Consider the following 20,238-nt stretch of genomic DNA (forward strand, 5'->3'; position numbering starts at 1 on the left):
CCGAGTAAGTTTCTAATTGCTCGATAATTGCTTTTTCGTATGATTGCCAAATGGCAAGAAAAGATCTTTTGTAAAGCAGTGAACTATGCTTTATCTCTGATAGCTTTCTTGCGGGGTGTCGATTGATGTCGGAAAGGCGATAGAGGATTTTCCAATGCAGTCGCTTGAAAGCAGTTTCTCTTTGTTTGATTCTTTTGGGGAGAGTATTGGGGGTTAAAAAGCCCTTTTTCGGATCGGGCCTTATAGGCTCTGTTTCAGGGATGTAGACACTACTGACAGCAAGGGTCTAAAGGGGGCAAAACCAAAGTATATAGTTTGGCTTTATCAAAGTATATAGTTTGGTTCGACCAAAGTATATAGTTTAGTCGGACCAAAGTATATAGTTTAGTTGAACCAAACTATATAGTTTAGTTTGGGCCAAATATATGGTTTGATCGGGGCATGTTTTTAGCTTGGGTAAACCAGGGTTTTAGGAGGCCGGCGCATCAGAGCATATAGAGCAGGAGGATGACCGCCAGATTCAATGCTATGATAAGGCCAAGCCCTCTCCAAGTCCACTTGGTGGTCTCCGGCGTACTCCACACTTTGGTGTATACGGCTTTCAGGATATTGTTGCTGGTCATGACCTGCATGGTGGCGATCAGGATCATCGTGGACGTGATCTCATAATGCCCCTGGAAGAGGTTTAGCAGGAAGGGAGTAATATCCGTGAACCCGACGATAAAGGAGAGCGTGGTCAATCCGGCCGATCCGAACTGCGTGATCATGAATTGAGTTAGTGCCGAAAAGACCAAATAAAGGATGGCAAAAACCAAAGCGACCTTAAACTCCAACGGATTATCGCTGGCGGCATCGAGCGTGTCGAGACTTTTGGCCTTTTCTCCTTTCTTATAAAAAAGATAACCCACAGCGGCCGAGACAAGAAAGAGGAGCAAGAAATAGTGCCATGAGCTGATGGCAAGGTTTTGATTGAAGATAAGGAGCAGGATATATACGCGGAAATACATCATGGCGGAAGCGATAATGATGGATCCGGCATACATGCGGGGGCTGTGCTTTCCCTCCTTGCTTTGCTTGGCCAAAATGACCGTTGTGACCACACTGCTGTAAAGACCTCCGAGTACTCCCGAAAGGATCAGACCGGCCTTGGGAAACATATACCGGCGAAGCAGGTAACTGAAGTACGATACTGCGGAAACGACGACAACGGCCAACCAGATTCGATAGGGGGAGACGGGAAGCAGAGCCGAAATCTCCTGATCCGGCAGCATGGGCAAGACGATAAAAGCTATGATAATGAACTTGGCCAGTGTGAGAAACTCATTCTCCCCTACCTGCGCACTGAAGTCTTGGAGCGGCTTTTTGATCTCGGCAAGGATCAAGACTACGACGAAAACAAGAAGAGCTATCCAAAGAGGACAACGCACTATGACAAGGGGGAAGGTATAAACCAATAGACCGAGCATCACTGTCGTCAGACCATACTGTCTCTCTTCCCGTATTCTCATCAGATAGAATATCATCATGAAACAGGCAATGACGATAAAACCGATGAGAAACGGCCACATCTCTTCTTTCGATGGTAGCAGGAGGATATAACCCAATAGCCCGAAAAAGGTGAAAGTTCGGTCTGTTCCGAAAATCCTCTTCTCCGTATTGGCCTTATTTTGCTTGTGCTGCTCCATCCCCAGACTTAAAGAAAAAAGTATGACGAGCATGAAGTTGATAAACTCTTTCGGTATCGATTGCCAAAGTTCCATAGCGAGTGATCCAATTTTATTATTCCCAAAGGTATATAAATCCCTTATGCTACTGCATGGCCAAGCCTAAAGCCGGATACTAATCTGTGTAAATTGGGAGCGACAGCATCCTTCGATTGCTCGTTCGGATGATTCGGAGCCGGGAGGCGGAGGTATGAATTTTTTCGCCGAGGAATCATACCGTTTAGCCTCCTCTTCGCCCCTTCATAAAGCAAAAAAGCCCCGCTCCCGAAAGGGAACAGGGCTGAAAGCAAGAAATACAATAAGGTCTTACGTCCCTTTGTATGGCTTAGTAGAAACGGGCGCGGTTGTCTGTGACGGGCACCTGATCAAGCATTTTGCGGAATGCACGGTACGCAGTCTGCTGACCGAGCGCACGACGTTTTTGAGCTATTTGGGCTTCTACGCTCTGGCCGGCAGCCTTTTCGTTTTGCGTCAAAGGCTTCACTACCATCACATAGTTGCGAGCAGCAAAAGGTTCGGACAGCTTGGTCAGCGGCGTAGACATGGCATATCCGGCCAATTCGGCTGCTTCACCTCCGCGCGGAGAGTAGCTGATTCCCGCAAGAGTATCGATTTTTGTGTTCATCGCAGAAGCATAGGCTTCGAGGTTGTCCAGCTTCTTGGCTTTCAGATCAGCCACCAGTTTCTCGCCTTGTTTTTCGACACGCAGCTGATTGGCTATTTGCTCTTTGATCTTCTCCACGGGACGATAGCCGGAGGGAATCTGATCTTTTACGGCGGCAATCACCAAATAGTCAGTGCCGCAACGGAAGATCTTTTCGTTCACCTCATCCTTCTCTGCTTTGAGAGCCCAGCTAACGATCTCACGAGAGGAGGGGATATTGCCTACGTGATCCGAGAATACTGTCACTTCGGCATTTTCCTCTATACTCAAGCCCTTGCTGCGTGCCTGTTCTGCGAGTTTGGGGAAAGGTTTGCCGGAGTTCAACATCTCGTTCAGCTCCATAAACTTCTTATTGTATGTCTCATCAGAAAAATTAGCATCTACTCCGATATAGGCAATTTTGTATTTATCTACAGCCGGCTTGGGATTGAAAGCTTTGGCCAGGAAAACGAATTTATCCTGATTCATTTTGATCACTCTATTCGATGGAATGCTGAAAAGAGTGTCGAGGTGCAGCTGCTGAGCCATAGCCTCTGTAATAGTGCTATCCGGCATTTGTGTAAACTGGTTGGGGAACGTGAGTACACCGCCTGTCTCACGAGAGGTAGGATCTGCGCTGAACGTGCGAGCTGCAGCAGCGAAGTCGCCCCCCTCATTCAAGGCGTTGCAAAGGCTATCGGCCTTAGACAGATTGGCGGAGTCCAGAGCAATGATTGCCACATTGAGCGATTCGAACCCGGACTTTTTAGCCACCAGCTTTACCAAAGAATAGTGGTTATTCTCCAACATCGGGATATTGACTTCGCCCGGTGTCGCAGTCTTGATAAATTCGGTAATGCTTACGCCGAGGTTCATGCGATCGAGTTCTGCCGAAGTCAGGAAAGAAGGAGATACGAACTTGTCCGAATAGTTGCGGGCAAGAGCTTCCACATCGCTTTGCTGTTGCATCTCGGTGCGTACCTTCTGCATCTCCACTTCTGCATTTGCCATGTCTTGAGCACTCGGCACTACCTGAGAGCTGATATACTGGACGATGGTAGACGGATATTTCTGAACGAAGAACTCTTTGTGTTCGTTGTAGTACTTTTTGATCTCCTCATCCGTGGCACGAATAGAAGTATCGCCAATGACAGATATGGGAGCTTGTGCCACAGCTACTTCACGACTGGGCACTCCGGATTCGTATCTGGCATCGATATCATTAATGGCATAAGATCTCGTCAGCAGAGCACCCAACTTTTCTTGCATACGGGTATCTGCGATTTGCTTTTCCACGCTTTGCCATTCACTCTGGATTTCGTACAGATAGCCCTGCTGTTCGGCCGGCTGCGATTTAATTTGCTTGTCGCTGATGTGATTCAGAAAATCATTCACGGCAGCCCTGTCGGATCCATTGATACCAAATCGGGAGAAAAACTGTTGGGCGAACATGGAGGGCTGAACACCATCACCGATAATCAGAGCCAATAGCTCTTCCGGACTTACCGTAAGACCCAACTTGTCAGCTTGCTGCCCGAGCACGTAGTCCTGTACATACTGCTGTGCGAGCTGATTGTTCAGAGAAGCACGCTGTTCGTCGGTGATCTTTGTTCCACTTTGCTCGGCGCGTTTCTCCATCGCTTTGAGACGCTGTTGGTAATCGTAGATTTTGATTTTCTCTCCGTTGATATCCAAGACTACTTCTTGGCTCTGACGGAAGAAAGTAGATCCGGATCGAAGGAAGTCTCCGATAATAAAGGCAAAAAGAGCCACGCCCACCACTACGATGAGCAAACCGGCTTTACCTCTGATTTTCTCTAATGTCGCCATTTTGTTATTATGTTTTCTATTTATTATGCACTATTAAGAATGTGTTTATTAAGCCACAAAGATACAAACCGGCTTCAAAATGCCAAGCCTTTCAACTGATTGTTTTTTAGTTCGATTGGTCGTCGATGGACATTTTCACCAGTTCGATCTTGGTGGAAGAGGATCTGAGAATGGTAAAAGTATAAGGAGCAATCTCCACGACCTCATTGGCCTGTGGGATATTTTGATGGCTATTCAGGATAAATCCGGCCACGGTAAGGTAGTCGTCAGACTCAGGCAAGGACAACCCAAAACGTTCGTTCACATCATCTATTTCCATACGACCACTGACCAGATAGGTATGAGGGCCGAGCTGTTTGGCTATGATCTTGCGAGTGTCGTGTTCGTCCTCGATGTCACCGAAAATCTCTTCTACCAAATCCTCCAATGTGACCATACCCGCCGTACCTCCAAGTTCATCGATGACGATCGCAATGCTTTTCTTGCGCTGCATGAGTAGTCGCATCAGTTTATTGGCATACATGCTTTCGGGTACGAATACAGTAGTATTGATACGTTTTTGCCAGTCTTGCCCACGAAACATTTCGCTCGAATGGATATATCCTACTACGTCATCTATGTTCTGTCTGTAGATAATGATCTTGGACAAACCGGTATCGATAAAAGTCGTTTTGAGTACTTCAATATCCGTTTGCAACTCGCATGCTATCATTTCATTGCGTGGGATCATGCAGTCTCGCACCTGAATACCGGAGAAATCCAGCGCATTCTGGATGATTTTCACTTCGGTAGTCAAGTCGTTCTGTTCGTTTTCTCCGGACATATTTTCTGCCAAATAATGATCGAGGTCTACGCGCCCCAACCCTACTGTTGTGGGCACATAATTCTTGTCCACCAGACGAATAAAAGAGCGAGATAAACCGGTGAAGAGTTTAGACAGAGGATAAAGCAGATAATAGATCGCTACGATAGGGAGGGCGAATACCCTCATCATCATATTGGCATTGGTCTTGAAAATGGCTTTGGGTAGAAATTCCCCGGTAAACAATATGATGATAGTGGATAAGACAGATTGGAGAACGACGATCATAGCATCGTTATCAATCCATTGCGCCAAAGGTGCGGCCAGCAATCCCGCCATCAGCAGACCATAGACTACCAAAACGATATTATTACCTACAAGGAGAGTAGTCACCAATTGGTCCGGATGTCGATACAGCAAGTTTAACGCTCTGCCAGTGAGATCGCCTCTATTCCTGTCCAACTCAAGACGCAGTTTGTCCGAAGAAAGGAAAGCAATCTCAGCACCGGAAAAAAAGCCGGAGAGTAAAAGTGTAATCAGTATGTACAGGTAATTCATTTTTGCTCTTTGGTGGTTGGAGAAGCCGATGGCCTCGGCATGAAAGGAGAAGCGGCAGGCTTTGCTGTCCGATCCCCTTGACGAATCGGTATGGTGTCGGCGGATTTGTCCTCCTCTTCACTCACATAGTAGTCGCCGGAATGATTGAATATGGTGTACTCACCCATATCTTGGGTTGCAGTGAAAGACGTCCCTCGGAGTATTTTGTCCGGGCTTTGAATGTAGACCGTATCATCGGAATAAACAATGGCGTTCTTCTTATCCCATATAAATCGGGGGGAATGGAAGTTCTCGTCATTCATATTGCGGATATGTGCATGACCAATGAGGATAAAGCGATCATCGTCGATCATATAATAGGCAGTATCTGCCACGATAGTGGCTAAGATGTGATTCAGTGTGTCGAACCGTTCTACATAGATCCCATTGGGAAACAGCCAGTGAGGTTTTTCTCCCCTATCATAAATGAACCAATCTTTGGCTTTCATCCTGAACTGTACCAATCCGGAATCGGATATTAACGTATTGACATCAGTCGTGTGCATCGAATAGGCCGAATCCAGATTCAGATCATGTTTGACCACTTCCGTTTTACCCCTCCGACAAGCGGCGAAAGATAAGAAACAGAAAAACACAACGACTGCCCCTGATAGAAGCAGTGTTGTGTTCTTGATAGTTTTTATTCGTTGGCCGGGGTCCATGCGCAAACGAATTTGCGTACCGGAATGGAATTAGCGAATGACAGTAGATTCGCCGATCCATCCTCCGACAAAGAGACTCTTGCCTTTCTCCAAATCCGGATGCATAAACACATCAGCAGGAGAAGGGAAGTTGCGACTATACTGACTGATCAGACGATTGGCTCTGGGAGCACAAGAAGGATCTATATTCTTGGCACGCTGGAGTTTGTCCACTGCCAGGAAATATACACAGCGTGCCTTGATAGCATCACCGGGGAAGACAGTATTGGCCGTTGCTGCATACATTTGGGCAATCAGGATAAGAGCATCGCCCATCGCAGGATCTTCGGCCAGTGCTTTATTGCAGTAAGAGCGTGCCGTAGAGTAACTACCCTGCTTCATAGCCAACAGACCCAACGTATAGTTGCAGGCTGCACGGTCTTTGGCATTCTTACTCAGTTCGATAGCCTTTTGGAGATAGTCGCTGGCTTCATTGTATCGATTTCCTTCCATCGCCTCTTTAGCAAGGCCCATAGCAGCTATAGCTGAGGGCTGTACGGCAAAGAGGTATTTATTGGCTTGGAAATAAAGCGGGTGAGTCTCGCAGTCGGATGCGTGGAACATGCCGAGCATATTCTTCAGGAAAGTCGTATCCGTCTTGTTCTCCTCCAGCTTATCGCCATACATTTTCACCAAAGTATTGCAGTCTGCAAGACCGCTCTGGGCGAAGAGTTCGTCGATCTGAGTTTTCAGCGGTTGGATAAACTCTTTGCCTTTCTCATCGGCCACTTCCAACTGCTTCTCCATGGCCTGGGATGCAAACGTATAATCCTTAATATAGGTTTCGTGCCATGCCTCATTTCTGATAGCTTTGTTCAGAGAGGAGTAAGCATAATAGAATAGGGCTCGAGGCGTAGCATTCTCTCCATGCTGATCGATGGCCGGCTTGATCCATTCATAAACCTTGTCATAATCCGTTTTATCGCCCATATACTGCATATAGTCCGATATTTTGCTGGCCATGATATAGTCCGTTCCATACTTGGGGTCTTCTCCGAAGTATTTGACACGGTCATCATACAGCTTGAGAATTTTATCGATGATCTGCTGACGTTTGGCCGGATCCTGTTCGTTTTGTAAGCGCCATTCGCTGATCTTCACACCGTAGATATAGATATTCTTCGTGGAAGCGGGGCACTCCTCATAGGCTTTCTCCCAAAAATCATAGGCATCCTTGTAATTACCCGTTTTCGCATAAGAGGTAAAGAGACTTATGTTTTGACGGCAACGGATGCTGTCTTCTCCACTACCGAATGGGGTATTTGTTTGAACTCCGGTCTGAGCAAAGGCTGTGCTTGCGGTAAAAAGCAGTGCTGCCGTTGCAAACAAATTTCTTGCATTCATTTTCTTCTTTATTCTTTTAATGTTCAACATTTTTCCTTCTGTTAGTTCAGTTTCAGCTTTTTAAACCATGACTCGTTGAACGTGAGGCCGAAGGTCAATTTCAGAGCATTTTCTTTGATCATACCCTCCTTCGGGATCAATCGGTCATATTCAAGAGAGACATTTACGAACGAACGTCTGTCATTGAGCGGGATTCCTATACCGAATACAGCACCTACGATATGGTATCCTTGATATACACCGCCTTTAGTCGGCACTTTCAGGTAAGAATTTTCACCATGTAAACCGAAGCGATAGCGAACTTTAGGCCATATCCCAACGGCATTTATATCCGGCATGATCTCTCCGCCGAGAGATACCCGTATTCTGTCCTGGAATTTGCAATCGGATTTATAAAATTTCTCGCCTTTCCATTTACTATATTGGACGTCTGCTCCTAAGAGAAGTTTATCTTTCTTTTCATAAGAAAAACCTATCCCCAATGTATGAGGCAGGGTATAATAGTCCATTCCCTTGATATATTCTTGGGTTTCGCTCTCCACTACTACACCGTTCTGAACCTGATTCTTTATCTGAGTCAGCTCGCTATGCATCTTCACCCGCGGAGAATAGACGGCACCGATAACGAGCGAACGATCTGATTTGAGAGGAAGGTGATACTGCATACCGAAGTCGAACTTGGCAGCCTTCAAGTACAGCGTCGAGAGATGTACGGGATTGTAAGGAGCCTCCGTGGAGAAGATTACCTGTCTGCTGTGTGTGAATCGGCCAAAAAGAAATGAAGCATTGGCTCCTATTGAGAAGTTTTTGAACGGGGTTGCACCTATACCGACATAGAGATCGTTCAGATTGCCTGTCCCCAAGTATTTACGGGTGTACTGGACGCTACCTCCTTCCACTTGATCAACGGATCCGAACTGGTACCCGGATGCGGAGTAAGGAAGCACTCCTGCACTCATAGCAATGGATTTGGAAATAGGAAAAAGCATGGCGAAATACTCAATGTTTCCCATTTTCCTATTGTCCTTTTTCCCGTTCTCGGCATACCACGTAATTCCGGTAGACGCACCGAAATCGAAGATAAACGTCATCGAATCCACTGCCGAGTATGAAGCAGGATTGACGGCATTGACGTATGTACCCTGACGCAGACCGACGCCGAGTCCTCCCATGGAATGCCCACTAATAGTCGTCCGTTCTCCGAGACGGCCAAGGCCGAAGCGAGTGTAAGGCGACTCGGTAAAGTTGTTGTTCTGAGCCTGTATACTGTCTGCTGCAAATAGCAACCCAATGATCAGGGCACACCACCGAAGCGACGCATACAAACCCTTATAGTCTTTATACATTATATTCTAAAATTCTATTTAGGCCCAAAAGTACTAAATCGGGATGAATTAGTATTCCGCTTCTTATAATCCGTGCCAAATAGTTGGCATCTCCTCCGGTCAGTATAACGGCAGACCGCCCCTCTTTAGCGTGCAGATCGTCAATATATCTGTCTATCTCCCCTGCCAGGCCATGAATTACTCCGGCTGTGATCGCTTCTTCGGTCGAGGAACCATACTCGGCTATTTTCGGAGAGATACCGGAGGGATCAATCAGAGGGAGCCTGCCCGTAAAGAGATGAAGAGCCTTGAAGCGCAAGTGGAGACCGGGCGATATATTGCCACCGAGATAGATCCCTTCAGCGGATACTCGTTCATAAGTGATGGCAGTACCGGCGTCGATCACCAGCAATTCGGTATTCGGATAGAGACTATGCGCTCCGACCACCGCAGCCAGTCGGTCGGCACCCAAAGTGCGGCGATCATATTGCAGGCGAAGGGGTACGGGGGTCTCAGTCCCCATCATCAAGGAAGCAGCTGCACAACTTCTCACAATGGCTTCAGCCTCTTCGTCGGGAAGCCCCACAGATGAGTAGATAGCCTTGTCGAAACGGTGGGGAGCGACGAGATGGCTGAGTGCCTGTCCGGCTTTTCCCGGCAGGAAGGAAATGCTCTCTATACCATTATTTCGGATGAAAGCAACCTTACAGGCAGAATTGCCTTGATCAACGATCAGATTGAAGGACATGGTTTTCGGGGAGGGGGAATCGGAATTATTTTGATTAAGCAGATTAGTAGGATTGCTAATAGCGGATGGTACGCGACTCGCCATGCAACAGATCCATGAGGAGGAGACGGCCACTGAGAGTTTCTTCGGCGGGTCTTCCCAAGAGGATTTTGATGGCTTCGGCTGCCATCATAGATCCAACGGCACCGGACAAGGCTCCGATAACGGCAAGGGGCACTTCCTCGGGAGCTGCTTCGCCGGAGGGAAAAAGATCCGAATAAGGCACCGGATGGCCATAACCGAAGACAGTGAATTGCCCGCGCCATCCGGCAATACTGCCATATATCCAAGGAATTCCGAGAGCAAGAGAAGCACGATCTATCAAATAGCGCGTCTCAGCATTGTCCGAAGCATCGATAATAAGGTTGCACTCGCCGGCCAACATCTCGGCATTCAGCTCCGTAAATCTTTCGGTGAAAGCTTCCGGACGGCAATCGCTATTCATCGCCTGCAAACGAGCTACTGCCGCAATGGCTTTGGGCTGTCCCAAATCGGCTTCGGAAAAGAGCACTTGACGTTGGAGATTGCTGATGTCGACGCGATCATCATCGACAACGCTGATATGTCCCACGCCTGCAGCACAGAGATATTGCAGGACAGGGCAACCAAGGCCTCCGGCCCCTATGACAAGGACATGCGAACTATCTAATCGCTGCTGCCCGTCGGCTCCCACTTCGGGAAGAGCCGTTTGGCGAGCATAACGTTCGGAAAAGTTTGGTTTCATACAAATGAATCGGACGGAGGAAACGCCGGAGGGAAAACCCAATTGCGCAGGCTTTCCCTCCGAGGCCCCAAACCATTCTTTACTAATGATCGTAAGAAAGGGTAGAACGGATCGTCATTCGTGCGATGACTATTCAGCCCAAAGAGCAGCCAAATGGCATATCGTGTCCACAGCCCGCCGCATGGAGTCGAGCGAACAGTATTCGAACTTGCCGTGGAAGTTCATCCCACCGGCAAATATATTCGGGCACGGGAGTCCCATATAAGAGAGTCTGGCTCCGTCCGTACCGCCACGAATAGGCTGAATCTTGGCCGTTACGCCGGCAAACTTCATGGCAGCGATGGCTTTTTCGATAATCTCGGGATGAGGCTCCACCATCTCTCGCATATTGTAATACTGATCTTTGAGTTCGAGCGACACGATATCCGAGCCGTACTTGCGGTTGATGTAGTCTACGGCAGCTTTGATCAGCTCTTTCTTCTCTTCAAAGAGTTTGCGGTCGTGATCGCGGATGATATAAGATGCCGATGCTTTCTCTACCGAACCGTTGATGCCGATAAGGTGGAAAAATCCTTCGTAGCCGGCAGTAGCTTCCGGCCGCATAGCCTCGGGCAGAAGAGCATGCAGATCGCACACTACCTGCAGCGAATTGACCATCTTTCCCTTGGCATAGCCGGGGTGGATATTGCGTCCGTTTACGATCAGTTTGGCCGAAGCCGCATTGAAGTTCTCATACTCCAACTCTCCTTCCATACTGCCGTCCATCGTGTAAGCGAACTTGGCACCGAACCGCTCGACATCGAAGTGATCCACTCCCCGACCGATCTCCTCGTCGGGAGTAAATCCAAGGCGAATCTTGCCATGCTTGATTTCGGGATGTGCGAGCAGATACTCCGCAGCCGTCATTATTTCGGCCACACCGGCTTTGTCGTCGGCACCGAGCAGGGTGGTACCGTCCGTAGTGATCAGCGTATGCCCTTTGAAGAACGCCAACTCGGGGAAATCCGCCACACGCATAGTCAGCTCCTCGTTCAGACGAATATCGCCGCCATTATAGTTTTCGATGATTTGCGGCTTCACGTCCTTGCCGCTCATGTCGGGGGCCGTATCCACATGCGCAATGAATCCGATTACGGGCGCATGCTCACAACCGGGAGAGGCAGGGATGCTGCCCATGACATAGCCGTGCTCGTCCATTTCGACTTCGCACAGGCCGAGCTCCTTCATCTCTTCGGACAAATGACGCAGCAGCACTAATTGTTTGTCCGTCGAGGGGAAAGTGGTGGAGGATTCGTCGCTTTGCGTATCGAAGCCTACATATCGGAGAAATCTTTCTTTTAGTTTCATATTCTTTGTTTCGTTGTTATGCTTCATGTTTCTTGCCTCTGATGCTGTCGACGATGAAGTAGAGAATGATGAGTGCATACATGCCGATGGCCAACCATTCGGCGCCTGCCATGGCGTGCCATTCTTGGGCAAAAGCATCGAACTCCATGTATTTGAGGATCGCACTGACTACGCCCATCAAAGCTCCTCCGGCGATGAATCCAGAAGCGATGAGCGTACCGCGTTCCTTGCGGAATTTATTGACAGAAGCGTCCTTCGAGCGGGTGCTGACGAACCAGCTGACGAGTCCGCCGATGAGGAGAGGCGTATTTAGTTGCAACGGGATAAACATACCCAGTGCAAAAGGCAGTGCGGGCACGCCTATACTCGTCAGGATCAAAGCCAGTATAGCTCCTACGCCGTACAGAATCCAAGGCGTATTACCGCCTTCCATCAGCGGCTTGATCACGGCTGCCATCGCATTGGCCTGCGGAGCCACCAGAGCCTGATCGCCCGTAAAGCCATAGGTCTTGTTCAGGATCATCATCACACCGGCTACGGTGACAGAAGCTACCAGAACGCCGAGGAACTTCCACTTCTCCTGATTCTTCGGCGTGGTGCCGAGCCAGTAGCCGATCTTCAGGTCTGTAATGAATCCGCCCGCCGTGGACAAGGCCGTACATACCACACCGCCGATAATCATCGCAGCCGTCATACCCGGCTTGCCGCTTACGCCTACTCCGACGAGAACTACGGAGGTTAGCAGCAGAGTCATCAGGGTCATCCCCGAAACGGGGTTGCTGCCGACGATGGCAATGGCATTAGCAGCCACAGTGGTAAAAAGGAAGGTAATAATGAATACGATCAGCAGGGATACCAGCGTATGTCCCCAGTTGAACAGCACGTTGAATTGGAAGAAAAGCATCGTTACCACCAAAGCGACGATGACGCCCAGCGTAATGAACTTCATCGAGAGATCGCGCTGTGTGCGAGGCTCATCGATGGCACTCGTCCGCTTGCCGGTCAATTCGGTACCGGCCAGCTTGACGGCCCGGCCGATAATTCCGGACGAGCGCAGGATCCCGATGATACCTGCCATGGCGATACCTCCGATGCCGAGCGGACGCGCATAGACGGCAAAAATATCTTCAGGGCTCATCAGGCCGATAGTCAGCGATACACCGTCGCCGACGGCCTGAGTCATACCTGGGGCGAAGTAGCCGATAAGGGGCACGATAACGAACCAGACGAGAAACGAGCCGGCACAGATGATCGTGGCATAAGGCAGACCGATGATATAGCCCAGGCCGAGGACGGCCGCTCCGGTATTGACCTTAAAGACCAGCTTGTACTTCTCGGCCAGCACAGCTCCCCAGCCGGCCAGCCGGGTGGAAACGTTCTCCGTCCACCAGCCGAAGGTACCCACGATGAAGTCGTACAGACCGCCCACGAGTCCGCTGGCCACCAGCAGCTTCATCTGCTTGCCTGCGTTCTCTCCCGTGACCAGTACTTCCGTCGTTGCCGTGGCTTCGGGGAAAGGATACTTGCCATGCATATCCTTGACAAAGTATTTGCGGAAAGGAATCAATAGCAATATACCGAGACAACCGCCGATGAACGAAGAAAGGAATATCTGCAGGAAACTGGCTTCAAGGCCCAGGATGTAAAGGGCAGGAAGCGTGAAGATGGCACCGGCGACGATGACGCCCGAGCAGGCTCCGATGGACTGGATGATCACATTCTGCCCCAGCATATTCCGGCGTCCCGTAATGGTGCCGATACCCACGGCCAGGATGGCAATGGGAATGGCGGCTTCGAACACCTGCCCGACCTTCAGCCCCAGATAAGCTGCGGCAGCAGAGAAAATAATCGTCATCACCAAACCCAGCAGGACGGAATAGGAGGTAATTTCGCGCGGCGTACTGCCGGCAGGCATCACCGGTTCGTACTCTTCGCCCGGCTTTAGCTCCCGATATGCATTTTCGGGCAGCATGCTCGTTGTCTGTTTGTTTTCCATATAATATATGTGTTTGATTGGATTGTTTTTTGCACCGCCCTCCGATCGCAATAAGAGGGCGGAGAATCGTACTGAAACAAAGCGTTCAAATATATACAACTTCCGTTGAAAACCGGTCCTTTCGATCGGGCAGGAAGCCCGATCCTAACCGGCGGTATATCCGTGCGATGCGCTTCGGAGTCGATAGACTACAGACCGCCGCTTCCGCCGCCGCCTTGCTCGCCGCCGCCTCCGGACGAACCGTTATCGGGCTGGGATGGAGGAGGAGCGGGAAGATCGGGCAGATCGACTGAGCTATTGGAAGAAGAGGATGAGGACTGTTTTTTCTTCCCTTTGTATAGAACCAGAGTAATTATATTATCCTTCTTGCCGAGACAGTACCAGCGATGTTCGGTCGGATGAAGGATACGCGTACCGGCGAAAAATTCGAAATCTTCCTGTCCGGCAGGTAACGACCAACCGAGACCGATAGCAAGGCTGCGCAATACATCCCGCTTCTCCCGGGTCGATTTCGTTCCGATGGAAGCACGAAGGGCAAAGAGTGCTTTCATCTTGGCCACTCGCTCATTGTGACGGCCCACGAATCCCTCCAACGGCCTATCCGCATGCAAGACAAGCAGAGCTTCTATGATTTCAAGGAGGCGATTGTAGTGCAGCCTTATCCTATGCCGCATTTCACGGTTGTTGATGATCAGACGCTCACCCTCCGTATTGTCTCTTAGGTCGAACAGCTGATCGAATGCCTTATTCGCGTTATCCATCTTATCGATCCAAGCAGATACATTTACGGTCTGCACGTCGGAAGCATGTTTGTCGCTTCGCAATACCTCCACCAGCTTGTACATCAGCTCGGTTTTGTTCCGATAGCTCTTTCTATTCAGGTTATTATAGGGTTTGAGCAGAATAAACAGACGTCTTGCAGCTTCGCGATGGTCTTCTTCGGGCCGATGGGTCTCTCCCTGGATACAGCCTATAAAATTCCGAAACGCTTTGCTACGAACAGCATCGAGAGCGGTTATTTTCTCCGAGTATTCGCTTGTCTTGTTCATGGCAATACCTTTTTTGAAAGTAGCCAGCACCTTGTCCAGCTCATCCAAAGTAGGAATAATCTCATTTTTACTGAGAGTGCGAGCATCTTTGACCTCATCGATCATAAAATTCAGAAGCTCAGCATTGTGAAAAGAAGTAATTTGTATGGATTCGACCATATCGGAAAAAGTTTTTAGGTGAAACAATATCGTTTGCTTCGATAAAAGTAGTAAATAATTTTGTTGTGGATAGAAAACCGATAGAAATATATATTTTTCATCTTAATCTCTATCCGAAAGCAGTCATACGGTTATAATAATCGGTAGATAAAACTATTTTCCTGCCAATCATATATATTGTAATAAAGATTAAGGGGAATACCTATTAACTTCGGAGGCAAAGTTTCTTGTCGCCGTTCGGCAACGGAAATTTTATGTACAAAGATTGATTGCCGGAAGCATGTATTTGAAATTTCTCTATCGAAATTCTTGGCTGAAATATGCATTTGACGATTTTGTTGCCGAAATTCCTTGCCGCAGGCCTGCATTGTGTAATTTCGTCGACGAAATTCCTTGCTGCAAGCTTGCAAAAGGTCTGCTTGGCAACAAAATCGCTTGTTGCAGCTTGCAGAAAGCAATTTTGTTGCCGAAATTCCTATTTGCAGATTGCAGGAAGCGATTTTGTTGCCGAAATTCCTGTTTGCAGGTCGGATTCTATGAATTTTGTTGCCAAGATTTCGCCTTGCATAGCTGCAGCGAGTAATTTCGTCGACGAAATTACTCGCCGAAAAGAAAAATCGTACCGAAATTCAGAAAGAATCTCAATACGATACTCGGCAGCTATACAGAATAAAGAAAATCAGTAGCGGAAAAAGACAGTGGCAAGCAGTTCGCGACCGCGAATGGGGATAGCGGTGGAAAAAGCGTTGTACTCCGTCAGTTGACGGATAAGATACATGCGACGATCGAACAGATTGCGCATCGAAACGGATACTTCCCAAACCTTATCGATACTGCAGCGTGCTTCGCAGTCGAAAAAAACATCCTCATGTACATGCCCCGGCTCCAGAGTCGTGGCGTTATATTCGCCTGCCATGCGCAGCGACAGACGGGAAATCGGCAGCAAGGTCAGACGGGCCGTATGCCGGTATTGGGGCAACCGGCGATGAGCGTTGACTCCCGTTTCCATCCAGGAATAATCCGCCGCGAGGTTGTAAGAGACGGATAGCCACCCGCTCCATCGCTTGCTGAGCGTAAGTTCGGAGGAAAGGCTGTTGGCGTGTCCGCCGATGAGGTGTCCGGACTGTTTCAGGAGCGACTCCGAACGGCTGTATCGCACATTCAATACAGCATTGGCCTTGAAGGGGAAGAAAAACTTGCTCAGACGCATATCGGCGAAAAAAGCGTTAAGATCGTGCCAATAGCGCTCGTAACGGATGATATTATGCTCCGCCGTGTAGTCGAAGTGGGGCAATTCATTCGAGCGACTATGCGAATACCCCGCTTTCAGATGAAAATAGAACAGGTGCAGCACGTCGCCATAGTCGACCGAAAAGTTTGCCCCCGAATATCGCCTCTCGCTCATGAAGCCCGAAGGAAGCAGGTAGGTGCGGTAGTCCCTGCGCGTATAGCCGGAGCGAAATCCCTCCAAACCGCCAAAAGAATGGCCGTGGCGGACGGAGACATTCAGCTTCCATGCCGCCCCCAGCTCCCAGTGCAGCGAGAGAGCCGGCGAAAAGGCGGCTCGGCTCTCCTGCCGCCGTTCTGCCGCGGATTTATCGTTCAAGGTGAACAGATGCCACGCGACAGGCAGGTCGAGACGGTGATAAGTGCGGCCGAAACGATAGGAAAAGGAGGGCTTCTCGCTCAGCTCCCAGTGGCCGGCATGGTAACCGTAAGTGCCGCCGAAGCCCTCCACATCGGGCTGCGGAAGCGAGGAGCGGTAGTCGATCTGCTCTCCTCGATAGCCCATCGTCGTGGTCGAATGCAGTGCTAAGCGGCCGAAACGGAAATCGGATTCGAGGCCGTTTCGTGTGGCCAAATCGTGCATCCGCACGTCCGGATCCATTTGCAAGGCCCCCGTTGCCGGATCGCTCAGCAACGTATTTTCATCCCGGGCCATATACTTGCCGAAGGAAAAGAAACGATAGCTGCGCCGGTCGTCTTTCAGCACCGCCGTCAGATTGTTTTGCACGACACGGGGGAGCGACTCGCCCGTCTGCAAATAATCGGCCGTATTCGTAGCCAGCCGCACCCGTTCCCGATCAGAACCGAGGGAGAGCTTCAGGTCGTCTTTCAGATAGAAACGGGAAGCATTGTTTTCGAATGAGAAATCGGCTTGTGCACTGCGGGACTTGTTCCTTGTATAGCGGTCTTCCCGAACGGAGACCTCCTGCGGCGTACTCAGATTATAGGTCTGCTCCTGCAAGATCGTCTGCTCCCGTCTGTCGGTCAGCAGCGAGGCATTGGCGGTAAGGGTCTTATCCGCCCCCAAGGGGATCGCCGTGCTGAAGCTCCCCGTCCCCGACCGATTCATCAGATACCGACTTTGGCTCATGGGCAAAGAGCGAAAGCCGGCATGGGTCAGCACCTCTTCGCGATCGGATGCATTGTACATGATACCGTCCTCATCCAAGAGTCGAACGGCCTCTTCGTTCACGGAGTTGCCCGTATTGTTGCCCTTGGCCGTTAGCAGGGCTTGCACCTTCGGACTTATCTGCATTCCGAAGAGACGGCCTGTCCACAGCTCCGGGAAGCCTCCTCCGGCCGTTACCTCTCCGAAGGGACGTACCTTGAAGCGTTCTTTGAGTTTGATATTGAGTGCAGCCCTTTTCTCCGGCACTGTCTCCCGCAGCGTTTTGATGTGCTGATGCCCCTCCAATACCTCCACGGTTTTCACCGCCTCTTGAGGCATGTTACGGGAGGCCAGATTGTAGCGGTTTTGCAGCATGTCTACGCCTTCGATATACATATGCGTGATAGGTTCGCCCTGATATTTGACGAGGCCGTTTGCCGAGACCTCTATTCCCGGCAATTTGCGCAGCAGATCGGCCAGATACCGATCGTCCGGCCCCACGAAAGACGCAGCCGAATAGGCAATCGTATCTCCCAGCTTGCGTACCGGCTCGGCGCGTACCACCACTTCCTTGAGCTTGACGTCGGACGGCACCAAAGCGAAAAGCAGCGGAGGAGCAGCCGCATCGATGGCTTTGCTCATCTTTCTATACCCCATATATCTTACGCTTAGGAGTTTTCCGCCGGCTTTTTTCTCCAGAGAGAACGAGCCGTCGGCTTTCGAGAGGACGAAGGCAAGCGGTTTGCCGGAGGCATCCAAGAGTTGGCACACAGCCCCGGCAAGAGGCTCCCGGCTCTCGGCATCTATCACACGACCGGCAAGTATTTGTCCGGTCGCTTCCTGAGCAACGACAGGCAACAGCCCCGCCACGCACAGCCACAAATACGCCAAAATCGAAGTGACAGCCCTATTCATCATGCTTTATTCCTTTTCCAATGGATTAAACGGCTGAGGTGGCAGATGAGAAAAGTCTACCGGTATCGGGGAATTGACAAAAGCCGGCGAATTGGCCACGACTTCGGCATAATGCTCGTGGATATTACGAATCGTTTTGCGCATCTCTTCACGCGAGCCGACTTTCGTAAAGGCATTTTTCTTGAAATAAATCGGAGACGGAAATGTAATCTCCTGCATTCCGTTCAATTCGAATACGTACTCTCCGTCGTCCGAACCGATAGCGACGATCAGGCCGGGCAATCCCCGAAAAATGTACGGCCCATCCGAGAGGGCAATATCCTCGGCATACCAAGCCGTATAATCCCGTCCGCTGTGGTGGCAGGTGGCCTTTCGGCAGGTATATCCCATGATCTCCTTGGTCTCTTCCCCGATCTGCCAATCGAAAGACGGCGACGGACAACCGTATTCATAAGAACCGACTATCGGATCTCCGTATTGATGATAATCTTGACCCGATGGATAGCCTTTAAGTACGGGAGTCCGCCATTGGGTCTTCTTGACGTAATCATAAGCTTTCGAAAAGATCTCCATAGCAGTCCCTTTCTTCCGAGCTACGGCATCATTCACCGAGTCCGCTGCATACTCGTAAAAGTCTTTGAAGCAACTCCCTCGCTGCCCTATTTCCAATACACACTGTGCTTGGGTTTCTTTGTCTCGCCTCGTGGTATCTTTCACAAAAGAGACTTTGTAAAAAAATCGCCGTTTGGTATAGTCCTCCACCCTCTTGGGCACAGTATCTACCGGCATCCCTTCTGCGCCCACGATACGTGGCACCTGTGCCTGTATGAAGCTCATACTCATAAAAAAGCAGGATGCGAGGAACAAAAGTGTCCTTTTCATGCTGAGTGTTTTATTTGTTTTCATTCCTTCTCCAAAGGATTGTACGGCAAATTTCTGATACGCTGAATATCCTCCGGATTCTTAAGCCTGAATCTTCCCTGATTGATGATGGTCTCGGAATAATTCTCCGAAATGTTTCGGATAATCTTGCGTACTTCTTCGCGCGAATACTTTTGCACCTTTTTGTCGTACAGATATATAGGTGAGGAGAAAGTAATCTCCTGCATTCCATTAAGTTTGAATGCATATTCCCCATCATCCGAAGCGATGGCCACAATCAGGCCGGGCAATCCCCGAAAAATGTACGGCCCATCCGAGAGGGCAATATCCTCGGCATACCAAGCCGTATAATCTCGTCCGCTGTGGCGGCAGGTGGCCTTTCGGCAAGTGTATTCCATGATCTCTTCGGTCTCTTCCCCGATCTGCCAATCGAAAGACGGCGACGGACATTCGTACTCATACCGACCTGTCAATGGCACCTCTTGTTGATGCCGGTCTGTTCCTTCAGGATACCCTTTCAGCAGGACTATTCTCCACTTTATCTTTTTCACCAAACCGGCACCCTCTGTGAATAGCTCCATCATCGAACCTTTTCGCCGGGTAACGGCATCGCTCAAAGAATCCCAGGCCAACTGATACAAATCCATGAAGCTGCTGCCGTGCCGTCCGATCTCCAACACACACTGCGCCTCGGTTTTCTTTTCTCGCTTCAGGGTATCTTCCACAAAAACCACCTTATAAAAGAACCGCCGTTGTGCATAATCCTTTATTTTCTTAGACACGGTGTCCATACGCATTCCTCTCATATCATCGATTCGTGGCACTCCCACTTGCGCCACACCGAAAGAGGATAAAATACAAATGAGGATCACCGTCGATAATATCTTTTTCATAAGCGAAGCTGTTAATGATTGAGGATGAACAAAGTTAACAAAAACCACTCGGCATTTTCCGCCCGCCAAACACAACCTCGCAACTCGCCTGACCGCAATCCTCTCCTGATCGAAGAAGCTTCCAA

At 49.5% G+C, this 20,238-nt stretch carries 14 protein-coding genes; all 14 read right to left on the minus strand.

The features are described from left to right. Window positions 1-485 precede the first annotated feature (485 nt). The 14 genes from PGN_RS07195 to PGN_RS07265 all read right to left on the minus strand — a co-directional run bounded on the left by PGN_RS07195 (window position 486) and on the right by PGN_RS07265 (window position 20,113). Complete coding sequence (locus PGN_RS07195; protein ID WP_012458330.1) at window positions 486-1,760, minus strand: MgtC/SapB family protein; 1,275 nt, start codon at window positions 1,758-1,760, stop codon at window positions 486-488. 289 nt (window positions 1,761-2,049) lie between these two features. Then, window positions 2,050-4,197, minus strand: coding sequence for a peptidylprolyl isomerase (locus PGN_RS07200; protein ID WP_012458331.1), 2,148 nt, complete (start codon window positions 4,195-4,197; stop codon window positions 2,050-2,052). Window positions 4,198-4,303: 106 nt separating this feature from the next. Next, window positions 4,304-5,557, minus strand: coding sequence for a hemolysin family protein (locus PGN_RS07205; RefSeq protein WP_005873396.1), 1,254 nt, complete (start codon window positions 5,555-5,557; stop codon window positions 4,304-4,306). Beyond that, on the minus strand, window positions 5,554-6,258 hold the full coding sequence (gene lptC, locus PGN_RS07210; RefSeq protein WP_012458332.1) for an LPS export ABC transporter periplasmic protein LptC: 705 nt from the start codon (window positions 6,256-6,258) through the stop codon (window positions 5,554-5,556). Before lptC ends, PGN_RS07205 begins: the two co-directional genes overlap by 4 nt. Window positions 6,259-6,288: 30 nt before the next feature. Continuing rightward, the gene (locus tag PGN_RS07215; RefSeq protein WP_012458333.1) at window positions 6,289-7,641 is read right to left on the minus strand and encodes a tetratricopeptide repeat protein; all 1,353 of its coding nucleotides are present in this window, start codon (window positions 7,639-7,641) and stop codon (window positions 6,289-6,291) included. 41 nt (window positions 7,642-7,682) lie between these two features. Further along, complete coding sequence (locus PGN_RS07220) at window positions 7,683-8,987, minus strand: hypothetical protein (protein ID WP_012458334.1); 1,305 nt, start codon at window positions 8,985-8,987, stop codon at window positions 7,683-7,685. Continuing rightward, the gene (locus PGN_RS07225) at window positions 8,980-9,714 is read right to left on the minus strand and encodes a type III pantothenate kinase (protein ID WP_012458335.1); all 735 of its coding nucleotides are present in this window, start codon (window positions 9,712-9,714) and stop codon (window positions 8,980-8,982) included. The genes PGN_RS07220 and PGN_RS07225 overlap by 8 nt, the downstream gene beginning before the upstream one ends. A gap of 55 nt (window positions 9,715-9,769) precedes the next feature. Further along, complete coding sequence (locus PGN_RS07230) at window positions 9,770-10,477, minus strand: HesA/MoeB/ThiF family protein (RefSeq protein ID WP_043876370.1); 708 nt, start codon at window positions 10,475-10,477, stop codon at window positions 9,770-9,772. Window positions 10,478-10,606: 129 nt separating this feature from the next. Then, a complete protein-coding gene (pepT, locus tag PGN_RS07235; RefSeq protein WP_012458337.1) occupies window positions 10,607-11,824 on the minus strand; it encodes a peptidase T in 1,218 nt (405 codons plus the stop codon). Between the two features lie 16 nt (window positions 11,825-11,840). Then, window positions 11,841-13,820: an OPT family oligopeptide transporter gene (locus PGN_RS07240; protein WP_012458338.1), complete on the minus strand. Its 1,980-nt coding sequence runs from the start codon at window positions 13,818-13,820 to the stop codon at window positions 11,841-11,843. A 188-nt stretch (window positions 13,821-14,008) separates the two neighbouring features. Then, window positions 14,009-15,028 (minus strand): DUF6261 family protein, encoded by a 1,020-nt coding sequence (locus tag PGN_RS07245; RefSeq protein ID WP_005873402.1) that lies wholly within the window; start codon window positions 15,026-15,028, stop codon window positions 14,009-14,011. A 679-nt stretch (window positions 15,029-15,707) separates the two neighbouring features. Next, the gene (locus PGN_RS07255) at window positions 15,708-18,341 is read right to left on the minus strand and encodes a carboxypeptidase-like regulatory domain-containing protein (RefSeq protein WP_231845234.1); all 2,634 of its coding nucleotides are present in this window, start codon (window positions 18,339-18,341) and stop codon (window positions 15,708-15,710) included. Between the two features lie 3 nt (window positions 18,342-18,344). Next, a complete protein-coding gene (locus tag PGN_RS07260; RefSeq protein WP_272481307.1) occupies window positions 18,345-19,220 on the minus strand; it encodes a GLPGLI family protein in 876 nt (291 codons plus the stop codon). 20 nt (window positions 19,221-19,240) lie between these two features. Then, the gene (locus PGN_RS07265; protein WP_230847008.1) at window positions 19,241-20,113 is read right to left on the minus strand and encodes a GLPGLI family protein; all 873 of its coding nucleotides are present in this window, start codon (window positions 20,111-20,113) and stop codon (window positions 19,241-19,243) included. Window positions 20,114-20,238: the final 125 nt, after the last annotated feature.

The sequence above is a fragment of the Porphyromonas gingivalis ATCC 33277 genome (assembly GCF_000010505.1).
Classification (GTDB): Bacteria; Bacteroidota; Bacteroidia; order Bacteroidales; family Porphyromonadaceae; genus Porphyromonas; species Porphyromonas gingivalis.